This window comes from Marinococcus tarijensis, from assembly GCF_054971385.1.
In genome coordinates this window covers 36,278-62,134 of the sequence record NZ_JBQOJA010000017.1, presented here as the reverse complement: position 1 = coordinate 62,134, position 25,857 = coordinate 36,278, and the positions used below count along the sequence as shown (strand labels likewise).

Below are 25,857 nucleotides of genomic sequence, written 5' to 3'. Positions count from 1 at the left end.
AAAGAACAAGTGATGGATGATTTTAAACAGGCCCAAAACAAAGGAAGCATTTTGTATAAAGACGTGATCTCTTTTGACAATGAGTGGTTACAGGAAAACGGCATTTATGACCCAACTACCAAACAGGTAGACGAAAAGAAACTGAAAGAAGTTACCCGCGCAGCGGTGTCCGATATGCACGAAAAAAATAACTTTAAAGACACGATGACGTGGACCGGAGCTGTTCATCATAACACCGAAAACATTCATATTCATCTGGCTTCCGTCGATACGGAACCGGGAGACGATCAACGGGGAAGGCGTAAACTGAAATCACTGGAAGGGATGCGCTCGGCGTTCGTGAATAAGATTCAAGATCGTTCGTTTGAACACAAAGAAATTAATGATCTGATGCGAAACAAGATCGTGAATAAAAAGAAAGAACAACCGGACATGAAAGGCATGGACCGGGGCATGAAAAAAGACTTTCTGGCGATCAAAAAGCAACTCCCGGAAAACAAACGGTACTGGCAATATGGGTATCAAAACATTAATCATGTGAAACCCGATCTGGATAAACTAACAGAAAAATATTTACACAAAAACTTTCCTAAAGAAATGAAACAGCTCGATCAAAAATTGAACAAAGAAGAAAAGATGCTGAAAAAAGTGTACGGGGAAGGAAACGAATCTCGGTACAAGGATTACAAGCAAAATAAAAAAGATGATCTGTATAAACGCATGGGAAACACGTTCTTACAGGAAATGAAATCGTATGATGATAAGGAAAAAAAGATCGACCAAAAGCAACGTTCTTCCGGTACAAACCAGAAGCGAGTGAACTTTCAAAAGAACCGGGCCTTGAATCAGATACAGTACGGATTGAATCGGGTGGTCCATGCGGAACTGAATAGCTATCAAAACCAAAATGCTTATGAACAGATGCAACGAAATATCCAAAATAACCAGAGGGGGCAATCCTTATGATGACGAAACAAATGCGTATCCGTCTATCGAATGAAGCATATGAATATCTTCAAGAACTACAGGAAGAACGGAATATAGATAGCGAATCGAAAACGATTAATGAAATCATTTTAGAACACAAGCACCAAAACATGATCGAAGGAAAAACGGATTACAATACGTCCATGATGATGGCAGAAATGAACCGGAAATTGGAACAGGAATTAAATAAACACTTCAAACGATTACAGCTGGGCGTAAACAATACGGACCGTAATTCGCAGGTTATTCTTGAAGTGTTAAACGGTTTTATGATTAACAATGACGTCACACATATTATGACAACCAGTGATTATGAATCGCCTACCTTAGTAACAGCCAAAGAAGAAGTGAATGAACGCATTGCGAACCTGCAACAACGAAAAGCGGAATATGACAAGAAACAAAATCAACCACAAGGAGGATAACGATGAGCCGACAAGAATTTGGATTTATTCAAGAAATGGGTGAAACAGACGTGGTGGTGGTGGTCGAAAAACAAGAAATGGTGATTCCGTTGGAAGCCAAAGATATGGACCTTCTGCAACAGATGATGGTGGAAACAGATATGGAATATGTGTTGGTTGATCTGGACGAAAAACAATTAATCTTCGACAGTGATGTGATGGAAGGCGAAGCCAATAATCCGGCCTTAAAGGATCTCGATGTGGGCGTGGATGATGATGGGTATGTGCGATAACAAAGGAGGGCAACCGCATGGCGTATAAGAAAAAATCAGCCGAAACGAAACGGCAGGAAGTGGAACAGTTGGCCGAAGATCGGAACGATCAAGTAGACAGTTACTTTCAGTCCTCGGACAACATGAAGGAATACTTGAACTTTATGAGCAAGTTCTATGATTACTCGGTCGGTAACTCCACGCTGATACAAAAACAGTTTCCGGGGGCGAACGCCGTTGGTGGTTTTCAGTTCTGGAAAGAACAGGGCTTCTCGGTCCAAAAAGGCGAAAAAGGAAGCAAGATTCTGGTCCCGGCTCCGTTCAAAACCTTTGAACGACAGGAGAACGGCGAAACCAAACAGGTGGGTTTGAATAAAGCCACAAAAGCCGAAAAAGCGAAGATCGACCGGGGCGAAATCAACGTCCAAGAACACCGGCATTATAAAACGGCCGCCGTGTTCGACATTTCCCAAACGAACGCCACGGCCGCCGATTTACCGAAGATATATCCAAACAAATGGCTGGAAGGCTCGGTCGAAAACTATCAAGCCTTTTACCATTCAATGGAACGATACAGCAACAATATGAACGTGGACGTGCTGACCGAACCAATGGAAGAACTCGGGGCGGCCAAAGGCCAGTACATCGAGTACACGCAGACCAGCCCCGGAGGGGCATCGTCCTCTCACCGGGCGATTCAACTTAATCCTAGAAACGATGAACTCCAGAACGTGAAAACCCTTATCCATGAAGCGGCTCACGCTCAACTGCATGGCCGGGACAAGGAAGGCAAAGACCTGCCGCACTCGGAGAAGGAATTTCAAGCCGAAATGACGGCCTATACCGTGGCTACGCATTTTGGACTGGATACAAGCGATTACAGTTTGGATTACCTGCATACCTATAACCAACAGCATGATACCACAACAGACAAAGTGGCATTGCTTCAAGGCGTCAAAGATACATCGTATGACATGATTACGCATCTGGAAGATGATTTAAAGATCGAAAACACCTACGAGGAAGCCAGCACCAATGAATTACAAGAACGATTCCAAGATTATCAAGTGGTCACCAGTAACGACGTTCAGCGTATTGGGGATATGGATGAAACCACCTTCCGGTCCACGTTTGAAGATGGGTACGGCAACAATTTGCTGGCACATGGAGACGTTCGAGGGGAAACGGTCGAACAGGAAGTGCAAGCCTTTAATCAGCTCGACAGCTTCAATCAAGGGCAACCGCCTTATGGGGTCGGAAGCGACAATTATAAAATCGTGGACCCGTCGCTGAAAGAACCACAAGCATTTGCGGCATGGTCGGAGGACAATCAGATGGATGGCCGCCTGTTGTCTCTGCCGGAAATAGATAACGTATTAGTCGAAAGAAACATGGCGAATATGGATGAACTCGGCTATGCCAAAACCAATGTGAAAGTTATCATGCCGCCGGATGAAAATAACGATCAACAGGTCCTTTCCGCCGGTCGTCTGGCATTGGGGGACGCCGAATATCACGATTTAAACACCGCCCTCGACCAACAACGTTACACCGGTCATCGGGAGCATTTAAGTGATCAGTCCTATCTGCAAGATATTTATACGCCGGAAGCCTTTGAACAAACGTTTGAACATTTAGCCGTGAAGATTCAAGAACACAAAGAAGGACACACCAACATGGATAACTCGGATGCTTACGAAAGGAAACGGCAGGACGTACAGGCGTTTACCGAAGAACACGGGTACGTTCCTGGGGCAAGGGCCGAAGCGATTCATCAAACCACGACGACGGACGTTCAAGAGCGTCAACAGGACCGGGCAGCAGTCAATCAAAGCGTCCAGTTGGCATCGGCCTATACCACCTATCACAACCATGTAACCAAAGAACAAGGACAGGACGGAGCAGATCAAGATACCCTGCTTGATCGACTGGAAAGCCAAAACGCCTATGAAGCCTTAAAAGCACAGGCCGTCGATCAAAATGTGCTGACGGTGGATACCGTGGACCGATTGGAACAACGGGTCAAAGGCGAAACCACGACGGAACAAGAAATCTCATGGCCGTTCAAAAGCGAAGGCAAAAAAACGGTCTCGAAAGAGGAAACCGTGGAGGAAACGCAAACCCGGCAGACTGTCCGGCAGAACGGCATGAGCATGTAGAAAGGAGGGCGAACGCATGGCCAACCGTCGAGTAAACAGTGAGGAAATCGAACAGGCCAAAACCGTGGGAATCATGGATTACTTGGATGCGAACGGCTTAGAAGTCAAACAGCAGGGCAACGGCCAGCCGCCGTATTATAACTTGGTGGACCACGACAGCTTGGTCATTCAGGGCGAAAAATACTACTGGAACAGCCGACAGGAAGGCGGCTACGGGGCGATTCATTTTGCGATGACCTATCACGATCTCTCCTTTCCCGATGCCGTCCGGCGCATCAATGACCATGAATATGCGCTCGACCGCCAGCCGATGCAACAGGTGGAGAAAGAGCCGTTTTCCTACCCTTCACATTATGAAGTGGCCGATACCTCGAACGTCCGGGACTACTTGGTGAATGATCGGAAGGTTGATGAACGAGTGGTCGATTGGTGCTTGAAGAAAGACTTGATCGTGCAGGACCGGAAAGATAACTGCGTGATGAAATGGAAAGACCGGGAGGGGGAAACGATTGGCGCCGATCGGCAGGGAACAAGGCCGATGGAGGACGGCAAGCATTTTAAAGGCGTGGTCAAACGATCAGCCGAAGATGGCGGTTTTGCAATCAATGTCGGCCAGAAGATTGATAAAATTGCGCTGTTTGAAAGTCCGATTGATGCCCTTTCCTACTGGTCGGAAAAACAGGGAGACGTGCAAAATACCCGATTGCAGAGCATGAGTGGCTTAAAAATACAGGCGGTCAAACGGGGCTTACAGGATTTACAGGCCGACGGGCATAAAGTGACGCAGGTGATCTCGGCCGTGGATAACGATGCGGCCGGAGCGCATTTTCACGACAAGCTGAACGACTATATTAACCATGAGGCGATTGTCGATCACCGGCCGACGCAGACCAAAGACTGGAACGAGGAATTGAAGCTGGGCGTTCAACAGAACCAGAAGCAACCGTCAAAAGCCAACCAATCGGCTCCTTCTATGGGAATGTAGCTATAAATAAGTGAAAGCAAATACATGGAGAACATGAAGGCGCTATGTTAAAATGTAAAAGAATAGATAAGGGCACACCCATCCTTACCCTATTCCCCTTAGATGTATCATCGTGGATGCACGGAACGGACCTATTGCAGGTCCGTTCTTTTCGTTCGATCAACAGAAGATATGATACAATAAAAAACGAATAGAGAGAAGGTGGCACTTCCTTCTCTCTATTCCCTAATAGGTTTGTCGATGAAGCACCGAGACAACGGGCCGGGTGGGGTCCGTTGTCTCGATATGAAAACTTGCCAATTTTCTGATATTTGTTATACTCATTAGGAAGACTGATCGTCTTACTGTATCGTTTTATATTTTCCATCCATTAATAATTCTTGGAAGACCGGACCCTAGGGTTCGGTCGTTTTTTTGGTATCATACAGATAGAAAACATGGTATATTTTAGGAGGACAGTGAACTCTCAACTGTCCCCTTACCCAAAACCATGAAGACGATCACTCTTGTTCCAGAGTGGTCGTTTTCAACGTGGCAGAGGGTAAACTTTACAAATAATTTTGGGTATCGTATAGTAGTAGTAGATGGGAAGTAGGTAAGATCATTGGTTCTCCCTTGGGAAGCGAATGCACATCATTTCCTTGGAATGGCCGAATAGTAAGGATAACGTGAAAACCCCAGGTGCGCGAACACCTGGGGTTTTTGCTATTTTATTTCCGCCGAAATAGCTGGCGGTCGATCATGTTTCCCAACAGCGTGGCTGTAAAGGAAAGCACAAACGTGATTAAGATGGAAAGCAGGCAAACCATACGGTTCTCACCTCCTGTCTTTAGAGAGGGTCTCTAAAGACAATTTCCAGTATAGCATGAACATTTACTAGTCTAATATGAACGTGTGCCGATTTTAGCATGAACACTCCATAAAAGGATTCTATGGCTGGAAGCACCTGTCTTGATGTTGTTAATCATACGGACGCATCAGATCATCCAGAGAAAGGTCTAGCAGCGTGGCTAAGGCTTCGGCTTCCCGAAAGCCGATATTTGGCACTCGGTTCATTTCATAGGCTTCATAGACCGGCTTCGACACCAGACTGAACGTACAGACGTCGTTCACGGTTAAATCGTTGGACGTTCGGGCGTGATACAGTAAATCACCGATGTCAAGAGGGGAACGGGCGTCTCGCATAGGCTTGTTCATTTGTAATGACCTCCAATTTTTTTCGATCGTTCAAGGGCTTGGCCCGCATCGGTCAAGGACGAAGCATACATAATAATGCCGCCGCCGTACCGGTCTTTCAAAGCATCAACCGTCTGGTTCAAGGAGGACCGGTCCTCCACCTCATCAAATAAACTTAACTGCCGGTGCGTGTCCGGTTCGACCTTTTCCAATGACACGCCAATGCGCCGGACCGGTGCGCCAAGCCAGTGCCGATCAAACAACTTCTGACAGGCGTGATAGATCACTCGGCCGTCATTGGTCGCCATGTTCAAGGTTAATTGTCGGGAAAAGCCGACCGGGTTTTCATACGTGCCGCCAATACTTAGTGACAGTTGATTTCCTATTAATCGCTCGTCTCGGGTACGACGGGCTACTTCTTCGGATAATTCACGAAGAACGACCATAACATCTGATCGTTGATGGTAGTCTCTCGGCAGGGTCATGCCGTGGCCGATGCTCTTTTTCTGCTGGTGCGTGTCGGGCGTCACCGGAGATGGGTCGATGCCGTTCGCATACTGCCACAACAACTCCCCGTTAATCCCCCACCGATGCTGTAATTCTTCGACAGGATACGTCGCTAAATGGCCGATCTTGCGGATGCCGGTTTGCATGAAGTGTTTTTCCATGCGACTGCCGACGCCGAACAGCTCGCCAATCGCAAACGGCCAAAAATCATCGGCTAGACGGTTCTTGTGTAGATGAAAGATTCCTTTCGGGCGTTTTTTGGCTTGCAGATCACACGCACTTTTCGCCAGAATTTTATTTTCCCCAATGCCGATACGGGCATAAATACCAAACAATCGGAGAAGATCGTTTTGCAGACGTTTAGCGGCTTGCTCGGGCCGGGACTGATGGACCGTTCCGGTCAATTCGATAAACGATTCATCCACGGAGAACGGCTCCACTTGATCGGTGTACGTTAAAAACAGTTCATTGATCTGCGTGGATATGTCGATATAGAGTTGCATCCGGGGTTTAAGGACCGTGACCTCGGGACAAAGCGATTGGGCTTCCCACAGGGCTTGGGCGGTCTTGATGCCGTGGCTTTTCGCCACGGGACAGGCGGCCAGAATCACGCCACTGCGCCGTTCCGGGTCGCCGGCGACGACTACTGGATGCTGGGACAGATGCGGATGATAGACCTTTTCGATGGACGCATAAAAACTCATCATGTCGATCAGAAACACCACTCGTTTCATCGGTTCGCCCTCCTTTTATCCCTGCCACGTCACGGATTGGATATGTTGAAAAGGAATGGTTGCCACAGTTCCACCTATTTGAAACCAAACCTGCGGCGGTGCATCCCGAAAACGGGCCACATAGCCGGTCGCCGTGTGAAACTGGCCGTTCTGCCAGTACGTGACCTCCAATAACCACGTATACGCCATGCCGTCATGAATGATCTGCATGATTTCCTCGATCATCTGGTCGTCCAGTTCGGGCGGCTCCTGCCACGTTTGGGCTTCCTGCCGTTGGAGCCATTGTTTGCGCCATTCCGGGAGAATCATGCGACTACTTTCCCACCGGAGATTACTGGTTGGGGTGAGTTTATTGGATTTCATGGGTATCACGTCCTTTCGTTACTACTTAGTATACACGAACAAGCGTTCGTTTAAACAGAATATTTAAATAAACTTGGAAACATTGTTTCTTCGTATCTTTTAAACAATGTATATAAATATCATTGAATCATTGTATAATTAGGTCTTTTTGGTAGGAATGTTACGATAGGTATAGACATTGAGAAAAGATAGATAAATGAGGAATCGACATGAATCAAGATTGGAACATGGAAGAATTAGAAACGAAGATTTACAGCAGTTCCAAGCAACTATTAATCGTTAGTATTATGCTTATGGCGGTGTCATCGGCATCCCTCTGGTTGCAACAATGGTTGTCATGGCTGGCGATTGTGGTTGTTCTCGTGGCCCTGTCCCTGTTCACCTTTATCAAGGTGGTTCAAATTGTTCAGTGGCAGAAACGGATGAATGAATTAATGAGAGGAAAATGAGATACTAGAAAGGATGAATACCGATGCGGTCGTTTGCTTTTGCGATGACCGATCACTTTTTCCCTAGCATCTTCGAGGGAGAGATTTAGGCCGATCACGAAGAAGCTGCGAAAGCGAAAATCAAAAGCCTGTATGCGAAAGAATGGGATACCGAAGAACAAGCGATCGAGATTTTGACGTTAGAACAACAGTAAATCATGTTAGGGAAGGGTGACGGCTGTGTTTGGACGAAAAAAAGAGGAACAAGACCAACGGTTTTACCTCAAACACAAGAACAGCATTTCATTTCTTGGGGAAGTTTCCATTATTGTTGATCGAGAAACCGGCATTAACTATATCAATTCGTCCATAGGGAATGGAAATGGATTAACCGTTCTATTAGATGAAGAAGGAAACCCCGTTCGAGATCAAACATAAACAGGGTTAGAAAAAGGAGAGGAAAAACGATTGGATAAAGTGAGATTGGGATTTATTTTACTTATCATTTTGATTGGCGTCCTACATTTTAGTGGCGTTTATGTGTTTCCATTATGGTTTATCCTATTGCTCCCAGCGTTGGGAATACTAATCAATATCGGCATTTCTAAATACGAAAGAGATAAAGAAAAAGCTCTACATGAATAGAAATAGAGGAACCATAAAATTTTTCTATGGTTCTTCTTATAAGAGTAATTGAATCTATGTATCTTTGAATCAATAAATCTAAACTATTAGTTAGATAATGGAGTGTACAAAACAAATGCTTTCTTTTTTTACGATTTATAAGGTCTTTTGGGTATACCCTAAAGAACAAGAGAGAAATGCTGGCATATCAATGTTTTTTAAGGTTCTTTTAAATGGTTCATTTACATTAGAAAAATAGAACAAGAAAGGAAGATTAGCATGAGAATTGGTGACATTATTTTCGCCGTAGTTGTAAATATTCCGATCGCGGTGGCTATGTTTTTTTCTTTGAATCAGATGCTTCTACACTGCCCTCTCCGCAAAATTTAAAAGAAATATATAACCACGTTTGGGCTATTGCTATGGGCATTACGGTGGTGATCATGGCCGTGGCATTCTTTGTTAAAAAAGATGATGAACTTATGTTAAAGCTCGGCTTACCAGCTATGGTGTTCCTAATTGCGGTTCAGATAATAGTGAATCAAATGCCTATATAATAGCTGTAAGCCGATACTTTTTTCTATTAAAATAAGAAGCGTGGAAAGAAGCATTAAAAGAAAGAGGGATTTTGTGATACTTATTGGCAATATATTAGTTTTGATCTTGCTCGGGTTCATCCTTGTTCATTTTTACCGAAAAGCGGAATGGATATGGTTTACTATTACCTGTTTATTTGCGGTGCTTGCTGTGGTGAATATCATCCTCTATGCGGTGGATGTAGATGGTTCGATTACAACCACGATTGAGACGCTGAAAACCATCGTTGATGTTTTATGGAACATCGCTTTGGTGGTAGTGATCGGGGGAACAGCTTTCTTGTTCTTTGTGAAGCAACAGAAAGAACTCGCTACAAAACTTGGGATGGCAGGCATTGGTTTTTTAATCATCGTGTTTTTTGTCAAAGAAACGATTCCCGTCTAATAGGGAAAACACGTTAAGAGAAAAGGAAGCGTTACGATGGAAGGCTTATCTATTTCAACTCTTATAACAGCTGTGATCGTACTGATCGTTTTGGTGTTCCTGGGGCAAGGGGTTGTTTATCTCTATCAATGGTGGCAGAAAAAACGGCAGTTTCAACGCATCATCGACAGCGGCCTTCCCTACATCGACCAGATGGATGGGGTGCAGTTTGAGCATTTTCTGGTCGAGCTGTTCCGGCAGTTGCAGTACAAGGCCAAAGGGTCAAAGGCGTCTCACGACTACGGAGCGGATCTCATTTTAGATAAGGAGAATCGGATTGTCGTACAGGCCAAACGGTACGGCGTAAACCATAAAGTAGGTATCAAAGCCGTACAGGAAGTGTATTTTGCTCAAACCTATTTCCAAGCCAATGAAGCGTGGGTATTAACGAACAGCTTGTTCACCCAAAGTGCCAAAAACGGAGCCGAAAAAACGGGCGTGAAGCTGTTTGATCGGGAGGACTTGCAGCGGTGGATTTTACAGGTGAATCCGGCCCTTGATGCAAAGACCGTTTATGAAACCGTGAAGCCCAAAGAACGGACGTGTCCGGCTTGTGGCGGCCTTCTGGAAAAGCGTACATCGAAACACGGAGCGTTTATGGGTTGCAATCATTATCCGAATTGTACACATACGGAACCTGTCAATGCGAAGAACTAAGCAAAGGAGAGCAACCGAATGGCTGGCAAACACATCGGCTATGCAAGAGTAAGTACCAATGAACAAAATTTAGAACGGCAGATGCAATTACTCCGGGAAGCCGGATGCGAAAAAATCTTCACGGATAAAGATTCTGGCCGACAAATGAAACGTAAAGGGTGGGAGGATGCAAAAGCCTTTTTGCGGGAGGAAGATACCTTATTCATCCATGACCTTAATCGACTTGGCCGGAGCATGGAAGGCATCAAACAGGAATGGGAAGTCTTAACGAAGATGAAAGTGCATATTGTGGTGCTGAACATGCCGATTTTAGACACCCGGAAGTACGGAGAAATGGAAATCGTGGGGCAGATGGTGATGAACCTCTTAAAAGAAGTGTTTGCATGGATGGCCGAAGAACAATGGAAGCAACGGAAAGAAGCCCAAGATCAGGGCATAGCGATTGCAAAAGCACAAGGCAAGTATAAAGGCCGTCAAACCGAATTTAGTCCCGAAGGCAAACACCGAGACAAATACTATATGATTATCAACCTTCTGCAGCAAGGCTACGGCCAACAGGAAATTGCTAAACGAATGAACTGCGGCCTGTCCACGGTCAAACGAATCAAGAAAAGAAAAGGGCTTTAAAATTTCAAATGCCATAATTAATAAGGAGAGATTTTATTGGATTGGCTATTTTTCTTTCTGTTAATAGTAGTCAATGTTGGACTTTAATTTGTTAAAACGGGGATTCTATGCACTACAAAAAAATATAAATAAACATTGGGAAAGGGAGTGTGAAAATTGAATTTTTGTATCATTGAATAATTGTATTATTTTTTCTTTGCATCTTATTTGTTTCGCTTGAAGCATGAAAAGCTTGTTCCCTTTCGTGGGGGAAATTCAGGCATTTTTAAGGGTTAATAGAATAGACGTATGGATAAAGGGGGAAGAGGCCCATAAGGGCTCATCTTCCCTCTTTTTAATTTATCGAAAGGGTTTGCGATAGGGTCGTTATGTAGGTAAGGCTGGATATGTCACAAAAAGTGTGCACAAATAAAAAACTTGAAAGATGTTTTAACATGAAATGATAAGCAAATACTGACAGCCTCAGCAATGACTCCCGGCTAAAAGAAGCCGGGAGCTTTGTTTTTATTAGATGTCTTTTTGACAGTAGTACCAATCCACGCAGTCGTAGTCATCGCTGTTCATTCGCTCATTGGCTTCCTCTTTGGTTTTTGGCGGGCTCACGATAGCTTTGTCCCCAGACTGCCAGTTCGCCGGGGTGGATACGCCGTGCTCGTCCGTGGTACGCAGCGCTTCCACCAGCCGAACGATTTCTTCCATGTTTCGTCCGGTGGAGAGGGGATAATAAATGACGGCCCGGATTTTTTGTTTGTCATCAATGACAAAGACCGCTCGGGAGGTTTCGGTGCCGGTGGATTCCGGCATGACCATGCCGTACTGGGCAGCGACCTTTTGATCCAGGTCCGCAATGATCGGAAATTCAATGGTGGTCTGGAAATTTTCTTCAATGTTACGAACCCAGGCGATGTGGGAACTCACGCTGTCAATACTGAGGCCTAACAGTTCGGTATCCATTGCTTTTAAGCGGTTGTAAATGTCCTGAAAAGCCACAAATTCCGACGTGCATACCGGTGTGAAATCTGCGGGATGAGAAAAAAGCACAAGCCATTGACCTGAATAGTCGTTCAATGAGATAGTTCCATGCGTCGTTACCGCATCGAACGCCGGTGCCTGTTCCCCGATACGTGGGAGACCCTGAGATTGGATATGTGGTTCTTGTTGGTCCATGGTGTCATCTTCCTTTCATGAAAATAAATATGGTTGCTCTAAGGCTTTTACCAAACGAGATGAAACAGCAAACGCCTGTTTTTGCTTTTTAACGAATTGTCACCAAATGGTAACATTACAGGGGCGGGTATGAGAGTATATTGATAAGGATGCTTAGCGTTTATGTAGTGTCATTTTCATGGCTTCTGCTAATAGATATAAATAATAAACCTTTTTAAAGGGATGTAAGCGACAAACGTATCATGCAAACGCCGACAATTATTTTAGATGTATAATCTTGTTAAAAGTATATTTATTCTCATGACAAGCGAGAATGTTCCCTCTCTGTTCACTCGTTAAAAAGATTCGACATATGTTAATATATTAATATGTGTCGAATCTTTTTATGTTAGGGGATTGCTGGTGAAATTGGGATTAAAGATTTTCAGTGTATTTACTGCTGTAGGAATGCTCATTGTTTTGCTTCAAGGGTCCATCGTTACTAATACGGGATCGGGAGAAGGGTGCGGCGCCACCTGGCCGTTGTGTTTTGGAGAAGTGGTCCCCCAAAACCCTGCTTTAGCTACCATTATTGAATATAGTCATCGGCTGTGGTCTAGTTTAATGGGTCTCTGTGTCTTAATTCTGGCTTTTTGGTCGACAAAACAATTGGCTCATATTCGTGAAACGAAATTTATCGCGTTAATGGCCGTGTTGTTTATTGTTTTTCAAGGTTTAATGGGAGCAGGCGCAGTCATATGGGGAAATTCAGGGTTTATATTAGCTTTGCATTTTGGGATAAGCACGATTTCTTTTTCAACTGTGGCTTTGCTTGCGGTATTTTCTTTTGAAAAAAATCCGTTACAATGGCAACGGGGATCGGTCAGTAAAACATACTTCTGGTATTTAATCAGTGTCACTGTGTATTCGTATATGGTGATTTATACAGGGGCTTATATTAAGCATGCTTCGTATGACATCACGGTTCAATGGATTCATCGGAGTGCAGCGATTGTTTTGATTCTAATGATTATCGCTCTCTTGGTTTGGTCATGGAAGAAGTATCGATATTCTATCTTAGGGCATTTAAGTACATCTATTTTTCTCTTAATCGTAGTACAAGCGCTCTCTGGGTTAGTTATTGTACTGAATGGCTCTTCTTTAACAACCGTGTTGATTCATGCATTAACCATTAGTGTAATTTTTACCATCATGATTTATATGATTATTGTCGTCACTCGTTCGAGGGTGTTAGAAACGTGATCGCCCAGGGTGTTTGTGGCCAATCATTTGGTTGAATCTTGGGTGTTAGGGTCATAGAGGTTGTTGAGCCTATCCATTTCAGCCGTCCCGGTTACTTTAAACGTTCGATACCCGAGCACAAGAATAAAAGAAGTAATACCAAAATTAATAACAATAGCGGTTAAAATGAGAGCTTGGGGCAAGGGATCGACATAAGTATCTGCATCCAATCGTAATAAGGGAGGCAAACCGCCTTTGAGTCCTCCCATGGTTAATAGCATGATATTAGCTCCGTGGGTTAATACCGAACTGCCAATAATCATTCGGATAATGTTTTTTGATAAAACAAGGTAGGTGCCCACCATAAATAAAAAGCCACCAAGCATCGACATTAGGATTTCCATAGGGCCTCCTTCAAGAGAATCATTTATTATACGTCAAGCATGCGAAGGAACAACTAAACGGTGTTATCCTTGTTCTTTCCAAGCAATGATTTTACTAACAACATGTTCTAGGTGTTTGTCTTTAATTCTGTAATGATTCTCTCTCCCTTGCTTTCTTTTTTCTAAGATATTTACTTCATGCATTTTGCGTAAATGGTGAGAGGCTGTGGCGGCCGAACTTCGAATCAATCCAGCAGTCTCTGTAACGTTTAATTCTTGTTCAATAGTTAACGCGTACATAATACGTAGCCGCACCGGATGCGAAAAATGATGAAAGATGGGGGATGCGACATCTACTTTTTGTATTTCTTGGCTTAATCGAAGCATTTTTAGCCCGTGGATGGGTATAGGCTTTCTATACGTCATAAAAATCACCTCACATTATTATAAAGAATATAATCATCTATTTTAATAATATATTAATATATGTTAATATATTATTGTATTGAACATTAAATGACAATTGAAAGGAGCACGTGTGATGGATTCTTATAATGGAAAAGCTCTGGATGAAGAAACGTTATTTATGGTTTCACAGACATTCAAAGCGTTGTCTCATCCTAATCGTATACGCATTTTGCATCTTTTAGCTCATGCAGAGTACTCTGTGAATGAAATTGCGGAACACTTGGAACTCAAGCAGGCTTCCGTTTCACATCAACTTGTGTTTTTGAAAAATTTAAGATTGGTCAAATATCGTCGAGCAGGGCAAAGTCTTTATTATTCGCAAGACGACGAGCACGTAATGCATATGCTTAACGAAATGATTGAACACGCTCAGCACTAACTAAGAGATGATAAGGAGGGAGTTGAATGAGTCACGATCATGATCATGCCCATGGGGCAAACAAAAAAGCTTTAATGATCGCATTTATTATCACCACCATTTACATGGTTGTGGAAGCCATTGGTGGATTTCTAACCAATAGTTTAGCTTTATTGGCTGATGCGGGACATATGCTAAGTGATTCTATATCGCTTGGTGTAGGATTGATCGCGTTTATTGTTGGAGAAAAGGCGGTCAGTAAAAGCAAAACGTTTGGGTATAAACGTTTTGAAATTCTAGCTGCTTTATTTAATGGAGCTACACTAATTGTTATTGCTGGATATATTTTCTATGAGGCTTATCAACGTTTCATGGATCCGCCGGAAGTAGCGTCAGTGGGCATGTTGTTTATTGGTATTGTGGGGTTATTGGTCAATGTTTTGGTTGCTTGGATGCTTATGTCCAAGGGAGATACGGAAGAAAACCTTAACTTGCGTGCTGCCTTTTTACACGTTATTGGTGACCTATTAGGTTCTGTAGGCGCTATTGTGGCTGGTTTGCTCATTTTCTTCTTCAATTGGGGATGGGCAGACCCCGTGGCGAGTGTCATTGTCGCTATTTTAATTACCATAAGCGGAGGACGTGTAGTACGCGAAAGCGTTCATGTTTTAATGGAAGGAACGCCAAAAAACATTGAACTGGAAAAAATAAAACAAACCATTGAAAAGCATGGGAAAGTACAGTCGATCCATGATTTGCATGTATGGAATATTACTAGTGAACAGATTATGCTTTCTTGTCACGCAGTGACAAGCAGTGATTACACGATTCAAGAAGGACAAGACATGTTACGCGAAATCGAAACAGAGCTTCAAGACCTTGGTATCTATCATGCCACGATTCAGTTAGAAACAAGTGCCCATGATCATGAAGAGCGCCTGTTGTGTGCTATTGCTTCTCCTGAAGAACCTCATGATCACCATGCACATTAAAAGAAGAGCAATAAAAAGACCTTTAATGTGAAGAGAACACTATGCTATCAAGTAAATACCAAAAATAAAGAAATCACTTCAACGGCTTGATTCCGATATAATACCGGGATCAAGCCGTTGACATATTTCTTATATTATTGGTTGGGAGAACCTCAGAGATGCTGTGCTCGTAACATTCGTATCGTTTGAATCCTCACTACCTGAGACAACATTCAGCCTTACTTTTCGTCCGTACACGAAAGGCCAGGATTAGCTCGATGTTTTTCGATCGTAGTCTTAATAATGTATAAAAATCCCCCTTTGAAACAGAAGTAATGAGAACGTTCATTGCTCTATTTAAAGGGGGATATTCAAGTTAAATATTTTCATGGGAGTTAGAAATTACTACATGCCAGTTTCCATGATCCATATTGTGCCTGCGACAACGATGAGCGCTACTGTCAAACCGTAAGCAACGATAGCTATTTGAAATGCTTTGTCTAACTCATTGAGGTGCATGAACATGGTTAATTGTACGATCAATTGAATAGCAGCTAACGCAACAATGGCCACAATCGTTACTTCTCGACTATAAGACATAAAAAAGGTCATGAATAAGGCCAAAACGGTTAAAATAATAGAGACAAAAAAGCCGAGCAACTGCTTCCATGGAAAATGCTCTTGATGGTGGTTAAATACTTTTTCATTCAAGGTTAAAGCCCTCCTCCAATCAGATAGACAGCTGTGAGAATGAAAATCCACACAGCATCTAAAAAGTGCCAATAAAGGCTCGCAATAAATATCTTTCTTGAAGTTGTCGCATTGATGCCCTCTCGAAGAAGGTGAACGAGGACCGTTGACATCCAAAAAATGCCGAAAGTGACGTGGGCTCCATGTGTACCGACTAGGATATAGAACGAAGACCAATAAGCACTTGTCGAAATGCTTACACCTTCTTCTACATAAGTGATGAATTCATTGATTTCCATTCCTAAAAAAGCGAGACCTAGTAGTAGCGTGATGGCCATCCAGATTAGTAAACGGTTTTTATTACGACGGCGGAGTTCGAAAATACCAATACTAGAGGTGAAACTACTAGTTAACAATAAAAAGGTTTGAATAATCACGCCGGGATATTCAAAAATCTCGGACCCTGTAGGTCCTCCGGCTGTCCGATCTAAATATACTAAATAGGTTGCAAATAAACATGAAAACAGCACAAGTTCTGCAGCTAAAAAGATCCAAAACCCAAATATCTTCACTTGACCGTCTTCGTCTTCATATTCTGGTGGCAGTTCTGAGAGAGCATTATTATGTGGTTCTGTCATAATTTTTAGTTGGCCTCCCTTCTTCTGTTTCTTTTATTTTCCATGCTGGAATATGATAGCCTTTATCTTTATCAAATGAACGAATAAACATTACCGCGGCTATGCCTACAGCACCGATAATAGCTATTGAAATCCACTCAAATACTAAGCCGAAACCAGCGATAAAGAAAAATAAAGACATGAAAAAAGGTTGACCAGAATTGTTCGGCATATGAATGGCCTTGTAGTCTTTTTTCTTTTCGATAGTTTTCGGTTGATGTTTTTCAGTCCAATAAGAATCAATTCCCGTGATTTGAGGGGTATGAGCAAAATTATATTCCGGCGCTGGCGATGGAATAGACCATTCTAACGTTCGTCCGTCCCAAGGGTCTCCGGTGGTATCTTTTTGTCCGTACCGGGCACTGTAATAAATGTTGTAAACAATGACTAGAAACGCAATGCCCATCAAGTAAGCACCTATCGTTTCAATAAAATTTAATGATGTCCAACCAGCATCAGCACTATAATCGTTGACGCGACGCGTCATCCCTAAAAGTCCTACAATATACATTGGGAAGAAGGTTAAGTTAAATCCGATAGCAAACAACCAGAAGCCCCATTTCCCTAATGTTTCGTTTAGGGTATGGCCAAACATTTTCGGCCACCAATAATGAAGGCCGGCAAAAATAGAGAACACTGTCCCAGAGATTAAAACATAGTGAAAATGGGAGACGAGAAAATAGCTATTATGATATTGATAGTCTGCTGGCGCACTAGCTAACATTACTCCTGTAGCCCCGCCAATAACAAATATAGGAATAAAACCGAGAGCCCATAAATTGGCTGTACTCATTTTTATTTTCCCTTTGTACAATGTTAACAGCCAATTGAATATTTTTACGCCAGTGGGGACAGCAATGGCCATCGTAGATATAGAAAACACGGAATTGACGGCTGGCGCATTTCCCATGGTGAAAAAGTGATGCACCCAAACCACAAAACTTAATACCGAAATAACAATCATGGAATAAACCATTGCTCGATATCCAAACAGTTTCTTTTTAGCAAAGGTACTGATAATTTCTGAAAAAATACCAAATGCCGGGAGAATTAAGATATATACCTCAGGATGTCCCCATAACCAAAACATATTTACGTACATCATAGGAAGGCCTTCTCCCGCAACGGTGAAAAAATGGGAGCCAAAAATACGATCAATAGTAAGAAGAGCTAAAGCTATTGTGAGCACTGGAAAAGCAAACACGATAATAATGGAAGTGATTAATGTTGACCAAGTAAAGATGGGCATCCGCATTAATGTCATTCCTGGTGCACGCATTTTGACAATAGTAGCGATAAAATTTACCCCGCTCATTAGTGTTCCTAGACCAGAGATTTGGAGGCTGAGGAGGTAATAATTGATGCCTGGCCCAGGACTTAATTTATCCCCCGCTAATGTTGGGTAGTTCACCCAACCAGCGTCTGGCGAGCCACCAATAACAAATGATAAGTTAAAAAGCATCGCACCAAAGAAAAATAACCAAAAACTTAATGAGTTAAGGTACGGAAAAGCCACATCTCGAGCGCCAATTTGTAAAGGCATAGCCACGTTAATTAGTCCAAATAGGAAGGGCATGGCCATGAATAGTAGCATGACTACTCCATGGGTTGTAAAAATTTCATTATACTGTTGAGAATCTAAAAAATTCATTGAGGGAAGCATAAGTTGTGTACGCATCATCAGCGCATCTATCCCTGCTCGAAAAAGCATCATTAGTGAAGCTATCATGTACATAATGCCAATTTTCTTATGATCGACAGAAGTGATCCATTCGTTCCATAACCATTTCCATTTTTTGAAGTAGGTTAAGATGCCTATAATAAATAAGCTTGTGAGCACAATCATGATATCGGCCGCGTATATAAACGGTTCTCCTGTAACAAAAAAATCATTGAACAAGAAATCCTTAATGTTGGTCAGCATTGTTTTTGGGACCTCCTCTCATGTTTCGCAGATAGTCATATTTTCTAGGATAGGAAGAAAAAGCCATAGGTTCGACGGTCCCCGGGTTTAACAGTTGATCCATCCCTTGATTTGTGATGGGGGGTTTTGTTTCTTGTATTTGTTGCGTCCAAGCAGCAAACTCCTGTTTCTTTTGAGAATTCACCTCGAATGTCATATCACTATAGTTTTCACCAGAGAAATTTGCGGCTTTTCCTTGAAAAGTACCAGTTTCATCCGCTTCTAAGTATAGAGTTTCATTCATCCCTGGCATGGTATATTTTTGGCCCCCGAGTTGAGGAATCCAAAAAGAGTTCATGGCGGCTGCGGACGTCAATTCAAATTTAATCGGTCGATCTTTGGGAATATTAAGGTAGTTAACAGTTTGAATTCCTTGCTCTGGATACCGAAAAATCCACTTCCATTGCGCTGAAGTGACTTGAACAACTAACGGGTCTTTGTCTGGACTTGGGGATTTTTCTAAGGAATACGTTGCTTGAACGGTTGGTACTGCTAAAAAAGCCACAATCACAATAGGAATGACAGTCCAGAGAATTTCTAGTTTTTTATTTCCTTCCATATCAGGAGGCTCGTAATTTGGATCAGACTTATTTTCACGATATTTGAAAACAACAATGCCAAACACGATAAAAACAGGAATAAGTACTAAACTCATCAACACGATAGAATAAATAATAAGATCATATTGGGTTTTGGCTACCGGTCCTCGAGGATCTAGCACCCCTTGGCAACCTGCAAGTAAGACAACGAGCGAAAAGAGAGGAATCGTTTTGACAAGTAATTTTTTCATATGATTTTCACCGTCCTTTATAGTGTGTCATTGAATAAGAAACGTGATAGCACTTCTTAAAGTAACAAGCAAAAATTCAAAACTGACGTAATATAAACAAACGTCAATAAATGTACAATTTTATATAAATAAAGAGCACCGCCCAACAATCAAGGGCGGTGCTCCTTATTTATAGATTTGAAGATTTCTGACCGAACCAAGCAAACACTGTTAATACAGCAGTGGCTAAAATGAGATGCGGCGCAATCATGATTAGAAAAAATTCCATGTCTCATCATTTCCTTTCTCCGCGAACATAAGAAGCATCGAACAAAAATAGGCGCATCAATAAATACAAGGATGGAATGAGTAAAAATAATCCTGCGATAAAGGCGGCTATCAGGAACCAAGCCATCGTTTCATTGACAAAGCCATCATAAATCGTAAGTTCTCCATATAATAACCATGGAAGATGGGAAGCTCCATAACCGAACCAAGCGGTGAAGAATTGAAGCATCACTAGCACAAAGGTCATTCCAAGTCGCTGTTGCCGGTAAGTGAAATAAACAGCTAGGCAGAAAAAGAACAACGAAAGACCAAACATCCACCAAATATTGAGAATATCGGTAAAGTGATCTGGATTTTGCTTACTAAGGCCGATGAAAACCAGTAAACTAGCAAGAAGTGTAGGCAGAGCCCATATGAACGTATATCGCCGAAAAAGCCGATAGGAGTCGTTATCTCCCGCTTTATATGCATAAAACTGTAGAAACGAAGCTGAAATAAATAGAACACTCACAATAGCTAAGATGACCACGCTCCACGCATAAAAACTGGAGAATAATTCATTATATAATAGCTGAACATTCTCCTCATCCACGGCTACATAGCCGCCTTCCGAAATGGTAAGGGCGATCGTTAATGATGCAGGAATCAGCAACCCCGTTACTCCATACAAAAACGAATATATTTGACTATCTTTGGCGCCATACGTATTGAATGCGTAATAAGAGCCACGGATAGCGATTAAGATGATCGAAAAGCTGACCGGTACTAATAAAGCAGTGCCGAAATAGTAAGCTGTAGACGGAAAAAAGCCTACAATCCCCACAAAGAAAAAGACGAAAAACACGTTGGTGACTTCCCACACCGGAGAAAGATACCGTTGAATCAATGAATTAACTTGGTGATCCTTACGGGAAATTTTATTAAAAAAATGGAAAAAGCCAGCACCAAAATCAATGGAACTTACAATCATGTAACCATATAGAAAAAACCATAAGACCGATAACCCTAATACTTCGAGGCTCATGATTCATCCCCTCGTTTCTCATATCGACGCTCGAACTCGTGGGCAGCAGGGTTATCTTTAAACATCTTTCGTAATACGACGGTTACCGTAATTCCCAATACTGCGTACAATAAAATAAATAAATATAGCATGAGATCCACGTTCTCAGCTGTGGTCGCGCCTTCTTGGGTTCGCATAATACGGTATAAAATCCAAGGCTGACGGCCGATCTCTGCAAATATCCATCCAAATTCAATAGCTAAGATCCCCAATGGTCCTCCAAGAATAATGGCTCGCATCAGCCATTTACTGTATTGCCAGGCAGGTTTCCATTTACTAATGAGCAAATACAATAAAGAAACTACTAGCATATAAATGCCTAAAGCGACCATGCCATCAAATAAATAATGAATGTATAGCGGAGGTGTGTTTTCAGGTTGAAAGGCGTCTAGACCGGTAACTTCGGCAGTAGGATCACTGTGCGCTAAAATACTTAACGCGTACGGGATTTCTAAGGCACCAGAAACCTGTTGGTTTTCTGATAACCAGCCGCCTACAATAAGAGGAGCTTCGCTTTCAGTTTCAAAATGCCATTCGGCCGCTGCTAATTTTTCTGGCTGGTATTCAGCTAAGTATTTGCCCGAAAGGTCTCCGATAAGTGCTGTAGCTGAAGCGAAGACAAAGGCTGATACCATGGTTAATTTCAATGCTTTTTTGTGATAAACATTTTTATTGCCGCGCATAATTTTAAAGGCTGCGATAGCCCCCAAAACAAAAGCAGAAGCCAGATAACAAGTAACAATCACATGAGCTGTTTTGGTTGGGGTAGCTGGGTTAAACATGGCGACTAAGGGATTGATATTTGTGATAACACCATTGACTAATTCAAATCCTTGAGGTTGATTCATGAAGGCATTTACGGTCGTGATAAAGAAAGCAGAAAACGAAGCTCCTATCACTACAGGGATAATTAATATAAAATGCTTCCAGCCAGAGCGAAATCGATCCCACGTATATAAGTAGATGCCTAGAAAAATTGCTTCGAAAAAGAAAGCGAAGGTTTCCATAAACAGTGGTAGAGAAATCGTTTGGCCAGCTAGTTCCATAAAATTTGGCCATAACAAGCTTAATTGCAGCCCAATTGAAGTTCCTGTCACAACTCCAACAGCTACAGTTATGACAAATCCACGAGCCCATCTTCTAGCTAAAAGGGTATAATGCGGATCATTCTTTCGTAAGCCAGTCCATTCAGCTAAAGCTATTAAAAGCGGAATACCAACGCCGATAGTAGCGAAAATAATATGAAAGCCTAAAGTCGTGGCAGTTAAAATTCGGCTAGCTGTGGCCGGGTCTAAATCAAACATTATTATCCCTCCTTATATTTAAAATAAACGCCCTATTAATGAAAGCATTAAAATAAAGGCTACAACAAAAACAATAATAGCTAATATCTTATCTTGGCCTAATTTCATAATTACGCCCCTCTCCCAATGTAAAAAGATTCAGTGGGAATCTATTTGATGATGCCTGAGCTAATGTTGGTTCATCTTAAAGGTTTATACGACTGTATGTAAGTGCCATTAACGAAACGTCATACAATAGTTTAATAACGGACAAAAAATGGTCAAAAATATTTAAATAATAACATATGTAAATATTAGAATATATGTTTTAATAAGCAGTGTTGTATGCATAATACTTTAATGAAAAAGGAGGCCCACATGACTTATCAAAATAAAAATTTAACTTTGCCATTGGCTTTTGTATTCGATGAACATTATCAACAACTTTCAGCTAGCAGTAAATATGCGTATGCTGTCTTGCAAGAAATATCGGATTGGAAGCAAATCAGGCATGGTTATTTTCCTGTTGAGAGCCGTCCTTTTAGTATCAGTCGATCCTATTTCCAGGAATTACTGCCGCACACAAGTGCTCCTGAGATTTTGAAAGAGCTCGTAGCCTTTCAGTTGGCAGCAGTGCAAAAAAAATCAGAGGATGCATGGGTGCTGCAACTTCTTCCGGTAAAATGTAATCGGCCACAAGATAACTTTCTTGAAGAATTTGTAGATGGAAACACTGTGTCATTAACCTTTAAACAACAAGTCGAGAGATTGAAAATGCCATTATATATTCAGCAGGTATTAATGGAACATCAACAACGTTTAGTCAAAGAAAATATAAGTCCTCTTGAAATCGACGAACATTTTTTCAAGCATAAAGAAATAGTACCGATAGCGACCTATGCTGCTAAGTTAAATAAAGCACTCAAAACGAAAGGAACTATTGTTAGCATTTCTGATATCCTAGATAACGAGCTAAACTTAAAAAAATAAATGTTCGATGCGATAACTCATAAAAAACATCGGAGTTAGTGCATATTTAGCAGGCGGGAGTGGCGGAAGACATGATTTATTCATCAATACAGCCGATCGACCGGGTCGCCTTTGAGATTGGATCGATCCCTATTTACTGGTACGGCATACTTATTGGCGTCGGTGCTTTGCTTGGGTACATACTGGCTTCCTACGAAGCGAAAAAGCGGGGGCTTCCGGACGATATTTTCGCAGACCTGCTCATTTTCGCTATACCAATTTCGATTATTTGCGCCCGATTGTATTACGTCATCTTTGAGTGGGAATACTATGCTGGGGATTGGGGCAGTATTTTTGCCGTGTGGGAGGGCGGCCTTGCGATCCACGGTGGATTGATTGGCGCTGTGCTTACAGGCATCATTTTTTCGAAAATCAAGCGCGTTTCTTTCTGGAAGCTGGCGGACATTGCTGCACCGAGTCTGATTTTGGGCCAGGCAATCGGTCGCTGGGGCAACTTTATCAATCAGGAAGCCTATGGCGGTGAAGTGAGTCGCTCATTTTTAGGAGGCCTGCACCTGCCGGAGTTCATTATCAACCAGATGTATATTGGAGACGCCTATTATCATCCAACGTTCTTGTATGAGTCGCTTTGGAATATGGCTGGGTTTTTGTTACTGTTAGGATTGCGCCGGGTCAATCTCCGGCGCGGGGAACTGTTTTTGACGTATGTGATCTGGTATTCCTTCGGGCGCTTTTTCATTGAAGGGCTGCGGACCGATAGCCTGATGCTGTTTGATACCATCCGGGTGGCGCAGTTAATTTCGGTGCTGTTGATCGTAGTAGCCGTAAGTTTGATTTTGTACCGAAAAAGGAGTGGGCTTTCTAAAACCAGATATTTAGACAATGAGGAAATTAGATCCTAAAGTAATATACTTTTAAAATGATAGTAATTACTTTAAGCAGTCTCATATCGCAGCAAAAAGGGCTGTCCTAAAAAATGGGACAGCCCTTTTTGCTCTTTTATATACAAAAGATATTAGTTGATAGTTTTGTTGCTCCCATGTTGGAAGGATCATTTGGTTTTAGTTATCCCAGAGAAACATCTAACACCATCATAATGCTGAACCCTATCATCAAGGCACAAGTCGTGAGTCTTATATGCCCGCGTTCTTGCGAGCCGGGAATAGCTTCTTTCGCAACGACAAAGATCATTGCCCCAGCGGCGAAACTCAACGCATACGGAACTAAAGGTTCAATTACGACTACTGCCCAAGCTCCAAGCAAGGCGGCTACGGGTTCGACAAATCCAGAAAACTGTCCGTAAAAAAAGCTTTTTCTTCTGCTCATTCCTTCTCGTTGAAGGGGTAAAGATACAGCTGTTCCTTCTGGGAAGTTCTGAATACCAATGCCAATAGCTAAGGCAATAGCTCCTGCTAGACCTGCTTCAGAAAAGTTGTTGGCTAAAGCGCCAAAAGCTACACCAATGGCTAGCCCCTCTGGAATATTATGCAGGGTGATCGAAGAAACAAGCATGAATGTTCGGTGTTTGGAGCGAGGATCCTTAATTTCGGGAAAATAACGGTCCGGGTTAAGCATAGGAATGAGGTAATCTAATAGTAATAGAAATACCCCTCCAAGCAAAAACCCTATGACAGGAGGCACGAATGGGAGCACTCCTTGGTCCTCCGCCATTTCGATACTTGGGGCCAATAAAGACCAAAAGCTAGCGGCAATCATCACGCCTGCAGCAAAAGCTAGCATGCTATCCATAAAGCGTGTAGACGCTTTATTGGTAAACCATACGAGACTGGCACCAGCAGCTGTCATGAACCAAGTAAATAGGGTTCCAATAAATGCTTGCCACATGGGTGATAGTTCCATAAACCAATTCATCACGTTAGAAAACTCCTTCGGCCGAATAAAATACAAATGTCCGCTTTATTATCTAAATTGGTCTAGAAAAATGTTTTTAGACTTTATTTTCTTTAACGATAAAATGTTGCCTTAAAGCAATAATATTATAGTAAGGAAAAAAACACAACTTTTTGATAAATTCTTTAAATGATTGACACTACTATCAGAGCACTTTCAACAGGAGATGGAACATTATGAATAGAAAAATATCAAACCGTAGTAATTAGAAAAAAGACCGGCGCTGTTAGGTCAGAGCAACCTAGAAGCGCCGGTCTTTACTTATAATATAAACACATTTAACGTAACCACGGTCCCTATAGTTATTCCAATTATGCTGAAAAATAGCCCAGCTAAAGCTGTTTTTTTGCCACGATAATGATAAACTTTAATATCCTTTAAGGCTTTGGTGGCAGTCCATAAACCAATTATGCCGAAAATAAGACTGAAAGGAAAAAGAATTATAAGAAAAATAAACGCATCAACGCCCAAGATTAAAGAAATAATAGCTTTGATGCTGCTCGACTGTTTGACTGCTGTATTAGTATTGTTCACGTCCCAACATTCCGCCCCTTTACTTTCTTGCATTGTGTATGTATTTTTTACCGTAACACCGGCATCGATCAAAGACAATAAACATGAGTGGCATTCTCTTGACAATTGTAAAAGAGGTTTCTAGGGCCCTTCCCTAATTGATCTTTAACATCAAAACACAGCAACGTTAGACTTTAAT

At 42.2% G+C, this 25,857-nt stretch carries 30 protein-coding genes; 15 read left to right on the top strand and 15 right to left on the bottom strand.

All coding sequences use genetic code 11. The annotated features are described in order from the left end of the window. From mobP2 to ACTTK7_RS10935, 5 genes are all read left to right on the top strand, one after another. Positions 1 to 966, top strand: a 966-nt coding sequence (gene mobP2 / locus ACTTK7_RS10955) for a MobP2 family relaxase (RefSeq protein ID WP_462868155.1), incomplete at its 5' end; no start/stop codon positions are given. Beyond that, entirely contained in the window at positions 963 to 1,412 is a 450-nt protein-coding gene (locus tag ACTTK7_RS10950) for a hypothetical protein (RefSeq protein WP_462868154.1), read from the top strand. The genes mobP2 and ACTTK7_RS10950, both read left to right, overlap by 4 nt. 2 nt (positions 1,413 to 1,414) lie before the next feature. Further along, positions 1,415 to 1,684, top strand: coding sequence for a hypothetical protein (locus ACTTK7_RS10945; RefSeq protein WP_462868152.1), 270 nt, complete (start codon positions 1,415 to 1,417; stop codon positions 1,682 to 1,684). Positions 1,685 to 1,701: 17 nt separating this feature from the next. After that, a complete protein-coding gene (locus ACTTK7_RS10940; protein ID WP_462868150.1) occupies positions 1,702 to 3,822 on the top strand; it encodes an ArdC-like ssDNA-binding domain-containing protein in 2,121 nt (706 codons plus the stop codon). 16 nt (positions 3,823 to 3,838) lie between these two features. After that, entirely contained in the window at positions 3,839 to 4,807 is a 969-nt protein-coding gene (locus ACTTK7_RS10935) for a toprim domain-containing protein (protein WP_462868148.1), read from the top strand. 960 nt (positions 4,808 to 5,767) lie between these two features. Here ACTTK7_RS10935 and ACTTK7_RS10930 read toward each other — a convergent pair. Genes ACTTK7_RS10930 through ACTTK7_RS10920 form a run of 3 tightly spaced genes read right to left on the bottom strand, consistent with a single transcriptional unit; the run spans position 5,768 to position 7,587 of the window. Then, positions 5,768 to 6,004 (bottom strand): hypothetical protein, encoded by a 237-nt coding sequence (locus ACTTK7_RS10930; protein ID WP_462868146.1) that lies wholly within the window; start codon positions 6,002 to 6,004, stop codon positions 5,768 to 5,770. Beyond that, positions 6,001 to 7,224, bottom strand: coding sequence for a DNA polymerase IV (locus ACTTK7_RS10925; protein WP_462868145.1), 1,224 nt, complete (start codon positions 7,222 to 7,224; stop codon positions 6,001 to 6,003). The genes ACTTK7_RS10930 and ACTTK7_RS10925 overlap by 4 nt, the downstream gene beginning before the upstream one ends. A gap of 15 nt (positions 7,225 to 7,239) precedes the next feature. Continuing rightward, complete coding sequence (locus tag ACTTK7_RS10920; RefSeq protein ID WP_462868143.1) at positions 7,240 to 7,587, bottom strand: YolD-like family protein; 348 nt, start codon at positions 7,585 to 7,587, stop codon at positions 7,240 to 7,242. A gap of 209 nt (positions 7,588 to 7,796) precedes the next feature. Here ACTTK7_RS10920 and ACTTK7_RS10915 point away from each other — a divergent pair, with 209 nt between their 5' ends. The 5 genes from ACTTK7_RS10915 (at position 7,797) to ACTTK7_RS10895 (ending at position 10,943) form a co-directional block, all read left to right on the top strand. Continuing rightward, complete coding sequence (locus ACTTK7_RS10915) at positions 7,797 to 8,036, top strand: hypothetical protein (protein ID WP_462868141.1); 240 nt, start codon at positions 7,797 to 7,799, stop codon at positions 8,034 to 8,036. A gap of 219 nt (positions 8,037 to 8,255) precedes the next feature. Continuing rightward, positions 8,256 to 8,453 carry a DUF6440 family protein gene (locus ACTTK7_RS10910; protein WP_462868140.1) on the top strand — a complete coding sequence of 66 codons (198 nt, stop codon included), beginning with the start codon at positions 8,256 to 8,258 and terminating at the stop codon, positions 8,451 to 8,453. Between the two features lie 816 nt (positions 8,454 to 9,269). Next, complete coding sequence (locus tag ACTTK7_RS10905; RefSeq protein WP_462868138.1) at positions 9,270 to 9,620, top strand: hypothetical protein; 351 nt, start codon at positions 9,270 to 9,272, stop codon at positions 9,618 to 9,620. Between the two features lie 36 nt (positions 9,621 to 9,656). Further along, a complete protein-coding gene (locus ACTTK7_RS10900) occupies positions 9,657 to 10,316 on the top strand; it encodes a restriction endonuclease (protein WP_462868136.1) in 660 nt (219 codons plus the stop codon). An 18-nt stretch (positions 10,317 to 10,334) separates the two neighbouring features. Further along, positions 10,335 to 10,943 (top strand): recombinase family protein, encoded by a 609-nt coding sequence (locus ACTTK7_RS10895; protein ID WP_462868134.1) that lies wholly within the window; start codon positions 10,335 to 10,337, stop codon positions 10,941 to 10,943. Positions 10,944 to 11,450: 507 nt separating this feature from the next. On the opposite strand, the gene ACTTK7_RS10890 is transcribed toward ACTTK7_RS10895, so the two are convergent. Next, positions 11,451 to 12,110: a peroxiredoxin gene (locus tag ACTTK7_RS10890; protein ID WP_462868133.1), complete on the bottom strand. Its 660-nt coding sequence runs from the start codon at positions 12,108 to 12,110 to the stop codon at positions 11,451 to 11,453. 402 nt (positions 12,111 to 12,512) lie between these two features. On the opposite strand from ACTTK7_RS10890, the gene ACTTK7_RS10885 reads away from it, so the two are divergent. After that, the gene (locus tag ACTTK7_RS10885) at positions 12,513 to 13,352 is read left to right on the top strand and encodes a COX15/CtaA family protein (RefSeq protein ID WP_462868131.1); all 840 of its coding nucleotides are present in this window, start codon (positions 12,513 to 12,515) and stop codon (positions 13,350 to 13,352) included. Between the two features lie 23 nt (positions 13,353 to 13,375). Here ACTTK7_RS10885 and ACTTK7_RS10880 read toward each other — a convergent pair whose 3' ends face one another. Continuing rightward, entirely contained in the window at positions 13,376 to 13,735 is a 360-nt protein-coding gene (locus tag ACTTK7_RS10880) for a Na(+)/H(+) antiporter subunit C (RefSeq protein ID WP_462868129.1), read from the bottom strand. A 63-nt stretch (positions 13,736 to 13,798) separates the two neighbouring features. Beyond that, the gene (locus ACTTK7_RS10875; protein ID WP_462868127.1) at positions 13,799 to 14,140 is read right to left on the bottom strand and encodes an ArsR/SmtB family transcription factor; all 342 of its coding nucleotides are present in this window, start codon (positions 14,138 to 14,140) and stop codon (positions 13,799 to 13,801) included. 115 nt (positions 14,141 to 14,255) lie between these two features. On the opposite strand from ACTTK7_RS10875, the gene ACTTK7_RS10870 reads away from it, so the two are divergent. Both ACTTK7_RS10870 and ACTTK7_RS10865 read left to right on the top strand, forming a co-directional pair. Then, the gene (locus ACTTK7_RS10870; protein WP_298788817.1) at positions 14,256 to 14,561 is read left to right on the top strand and encodes an ArsR/SmtB family transcription factor; all 306 of its coding nucleotides are present in this window, start codon (positions 14,256 to 14,258) and stop codon (positions 14,559 to 14,561) included. Between the two features lie 26 nt (positions 14,562 to 14,587). Then, the gene (locus tag ACTTK7_RS10865; protein WP_298788819.1) at positions 14,588 to 15,532 is read left to right on the top strand and encodes a cation diffusion facilitator family transporter; all 945 of its coding nucleotides are present in this window, start codon (positions 14,588 to 14,590) and stop codon (positions 15,530 to 15,532) included. Positions 15,533 to 15,916: 384 nt separating this feature from the next. Here ACTTK7_RS10865 and ACTTK7_RS10860 read toward each other — a convergent pair whose 3' ends face one another. From ACTTK7_RS10860 to ACTTK7_RS10830, 7 genes are all read right to left on the bottom strand, one after another. Then, complete coding sequence (locus tag ACTTK7_RS10860; protein WP_298788821.1) at positions 15,917 to 16,222, bottom strand: cytochrome o ubiquinol oxidase subunit IV; 306 nt, start codon at positions 16,220 to 16,222, stop codon at positions 15,917 to 15,919. Between the two features lie 2 nt (positions 16,223 to 16,224). Continuing rightward, positions 16,225 to 16,839 carry a cytochrome aa3 quinol oxidase subunit III gene (qoxC, locus tag ACTTK7_RS10855; RefSeq protein WP_298788823.1) on the bottom strand — a complete coding sequence of 205 codons (615 nt, stop codon included), beginning with the start codon at positions 16,837 to 16,839 and terminating at the stop codon, positions 16,225 to 16,227. After that, positions 16,823 to 18,802 carry a cytochrome aa3 quinol oxidase subunit I gene (gene qoxB / locus ACTTK7_RS10850; RefSeq protein ID WP_298788825.1) on the bottom strand — a complete coding sequence of 660 codons (1,980 nt, stop codon included), beginning with the start codon at positions 18,800 to 18,802 and terminating at the stop codon, positions 16,823 to 16,825. Before qoxB ends, qoxC begins: the two co-directional genes overlap by 17 nt. After that, on the bottom strand, positions 18,786 to 19,631 hold the full coding sequence (gene qoxA, locus ACTTK7_RS10845) for a cytochrome aa3 quinol oxidase subunit II (protein WP_462868124.1): 846 nt from the start codon (positions 19,629 to 19,631) through the stop codon (positions 18,786 to 18,788). Before qoxA ends, qoxB begins: the two co-directional genes overlap by 17 nt. A 169-nt stretch (positions 19,632 to 19,800) precedes the next feature. Further along, positions 19,801 to 19,899 carry a cytochrome bd oxidase small subunit CydS family protein gene (gene cydS, locus ACTTK7_RS10840; RefSeq protein ID WP_462868122.1) on the bottom strand — a complete coding sequence of 33 codons (99 nt, stop codon included), beginning with the start codon at positions 19,897 to 19,899 and terminating at the stop codon, positions 19,801 to 19,803. 6 nt (positions 19,900 to 19,905) lie between these two features. Continuing rightward, the gene (locus ACTTK7_RS10835; protein ID WP_462868121.1) at positions 19,906 to 20,922 is read right to left on the bottom strand and encodes a cytochrome d ubiquinol oxidase subunit II; all 1,017 of its coding nucleotides are present in this window, start codon (positions 20,920 to 20,922) and stop codon (positions 19,906 to 19,908) included. Continuing rightward, complete coding sequence (locus ACTTK7_RS10830) at positions 20,919 to 22,265, bottom strand: cytochrome ubiquinol oxidase subunit I (RefSeq protein WP_298788832.1); 1,347 nt, start codon at positions 22,263 to 22,265, stop codon at positions 20,919 to 20,921. Before ACTTK7_RS10830 ends, ACTTK7_RS10835 begins: the two co-directional genes overlap by 4 nt. 357 nt (positions 22,266 to 22,622) lie before the next feature. On the opposite strand from ACTTK7_RS10830, the gene ACTTK7_RS10825 reads away from it, so the two are divergent. Together ACTTK7_RS10825 and lgt are read left to right on the top strand one after the other, a co-directional pair. After that, positions 22,623 to 23,234, top strand: a complete 612-nt coding sequence (locus ACTTK7_RS10825; RefSeq protein WP_462868119.1) for a hypothetical protein — start codon at positions 22,623 to 22,625, stop codon at positions 23,232 to 23,234. Between the two features lie 74 nt (positions 23,235 to 23,308). Continuing rightward, complete coding sequence (gene lgt / locus ACTTK7_RS10820; RefSeq protein WP_462868161.1) at positions 23,309 to 24,136, top strand: prolipoprotein diacylglyceryl transferase; 828 nt, start codon at positions 23,309 to 23,311, stop codon at positions 24,134 to 24,136. Between the two features lie 163 nt (positions 24,137 to 24,299). Here lgt and ACTTK7_RS10815 read toward each other — a convergent pair whose 3' ends face one another. Beyond that, positions 24,300 to 25,109 (bottom strand): ZIP family metal transporter, encoded by an 810-nt coding sequence (locus tag ACTTK7_RS10815; RefSeq protein ID WP_462868117.1) that lies wholly within the window; start codon positions 25,107 to 25,109, stop codon positions 24,300 to 24,302. Between the two features lie 297 nt (positions 25,110 to 25,406). Beyond that, positions 25,407 to 25,679, bottom strand: a complete 273-nt coding sequence (locus ACTTK7_RS10810; RefSeq protein ID WP_298788838.1) for a DUF4190 domain-containing protein — start codon at positions 25,677 to 25,679, stop codon at positions 25,407 to 25,409. Positions 25,680 to 25,857: the final 178 nt, after the last annotated feature.

Excerpts from the sequence above, each read along its gene's own strand:
- ACTTK7_RS10950 (WP_462868154.1), top strand. The coding sequence starts at position 963 with ATGATGACGAAACAAATGCGTATCCGTCTATCGAATGAAGCATATGAA.
- ACTTK7_RS10945 (WP_462868152.1), top strand. The coding sequence starts at position 1,415 with ATGAGCCGACAAGAATTTGGATTTATTCAAGAAATGGGTGAAACAGAC.
- ACTTK7_RS10940 (WP_462868150.1), top strand. The coding sequence starts at position 1,702 with ATGGCGTATAAGAAAAAATCAGCCGAAACGAAACGGCAGGAAGTGGAA.
- ACTTK7_RS10935 (WP_462868148.1), top strand. The coding sequence starts at position 3,839 with ATGGCCAACCGTCGAGTAAACAGTGAGGAAATCGAACAGGCCAAAACC.
- ACTTK7_RS10930 (WP_462868146.1), bottom strand. The coding sequence starts at position 6,004 with ATGAACAAGCCTATGCGAGACGCCCGTTCCCCTCTTGACATCGGTGAT.
- ACTTK7_RS10925 (WP_462868145.1), bottom strand. The coding sequence starts at position 7,224 with ATGAAACGAGTGGTGTTTCTGATCGACATGATGAGTTTTTATGCGTCC.
- ACTTK7_RS10920 (WP_462868143.1), bottom strand. The coding sequence starts at position 7,587 with ATGAAATCCAATAAACTCACCCCAACCAGTAATCTCCGGTGGGAAAGT.
- ACTTK7_RS10915 (WP_462868141.1), top strand. The coding sequence starts at position 7,797 with ATGAATCAAGATTGGAACATGGAAGAATTAGAAACGAAGATTTACAGC.
- ACTTK7_RS10900 (WP_462868136.1), top strand. The coding sequence starts at position 9,657 with ATGGAAGGCTTATCTATTTCAACTCTTATAACAGCTGTGATCGTACTG.
- ACTTK7_RS10895 (WP_462868134.1), top strand. The coding sequence starts at position 10,335 with ATGGCTGGCAAACACATCGGCTATGCAAGAGTAAGTACCAATGAACAA.
- ACTTK7_RS10890 (WP_462868133.1), bottom strand. The coding sequence starts at position 12,110 with ATGGACCAACAAGAACCACATATCCAATCTCAGGGTCTCCCACGTATC.
- ACTTK7_RS10880 (WP_462868129.1), bottom strand. The coding sequence starts at position 13,735 with ATGGAAATCCTAATGTCGATGCTTGGTGGCTTTTTATTTATGGTGGGC.
- ACTTK7_RS10875 (WP_462868127.1), bottom strand. The coding sequence starts at position 14,140 with ATGACGTATAGAAAGCCTATACCCATCCACGGGCTAAAAATGCTTCGA.
- ACTTK7_RS10870 (WP_298788817.1), top strand. The coding sequence starts at position 14,256 with ATGGATTCTTATAATGGAAAAGCTCTGGATGAAGAAACGTTATTTATG.
- ACTTK7_RS10865 (WP_298788819.1), top strand. The coding sequence starts at position 14,588 with ATGAGTCACGATCATGATCATGCCCATGGGGCAAACAAAAAAGCTTTA.
- qoxC (WP_298788823.1), bottom strand. The coding sequence starts at position 16,839 with ATGACAGAACCACATAATAATGCTCTCTCAGAACTGCCACCAGAATAT.
- qoxB (WP_298788825.1), bottom strand. The coding sequence starts at position 18,802 with ATGCTGACCAACATTAAGGATTTCTTGTTCAATGATTTTTTTGTTACA.
- qoxA (WP_462868124.1), bottom strand. The coding sequence starts at position 19,631 with ATGAAAAAATTACTTGTCAAAACGATTCCTCTCTTTTCGCTCGTTGTC.
- cydS (WP_462868122.1), bottom strand. The coding sequence starts at position 19,899 with ATGGAATTTTTTCTAATCATGATTGCGCCGCATCTCATTTTAGCCACT.
- ACTTK7_RS10835 (WP_462868121.1), bottom strand. The coding sequence starts at position 20,922 with ATGAGCCTCGAAGTATTAGGGTTATCGGTCTTATGGTTTTTTCTATAT.
- ACTTK7_RS10830 (WP_298788832.1), bottom strand. The coding sequence starts at position 22,265 with ATGTTTGATTTAGACCCGGCCACAGCTAGCCGAATTTTAACTGCCACG.
- ACTTK7_RS10825 (WP_462868119.1), top strand. The coding sequence starts at position 22,623 with ATGACTTATCAAAATAAAAATTTAACTTTGCCATTGGCTTTTGTATTC.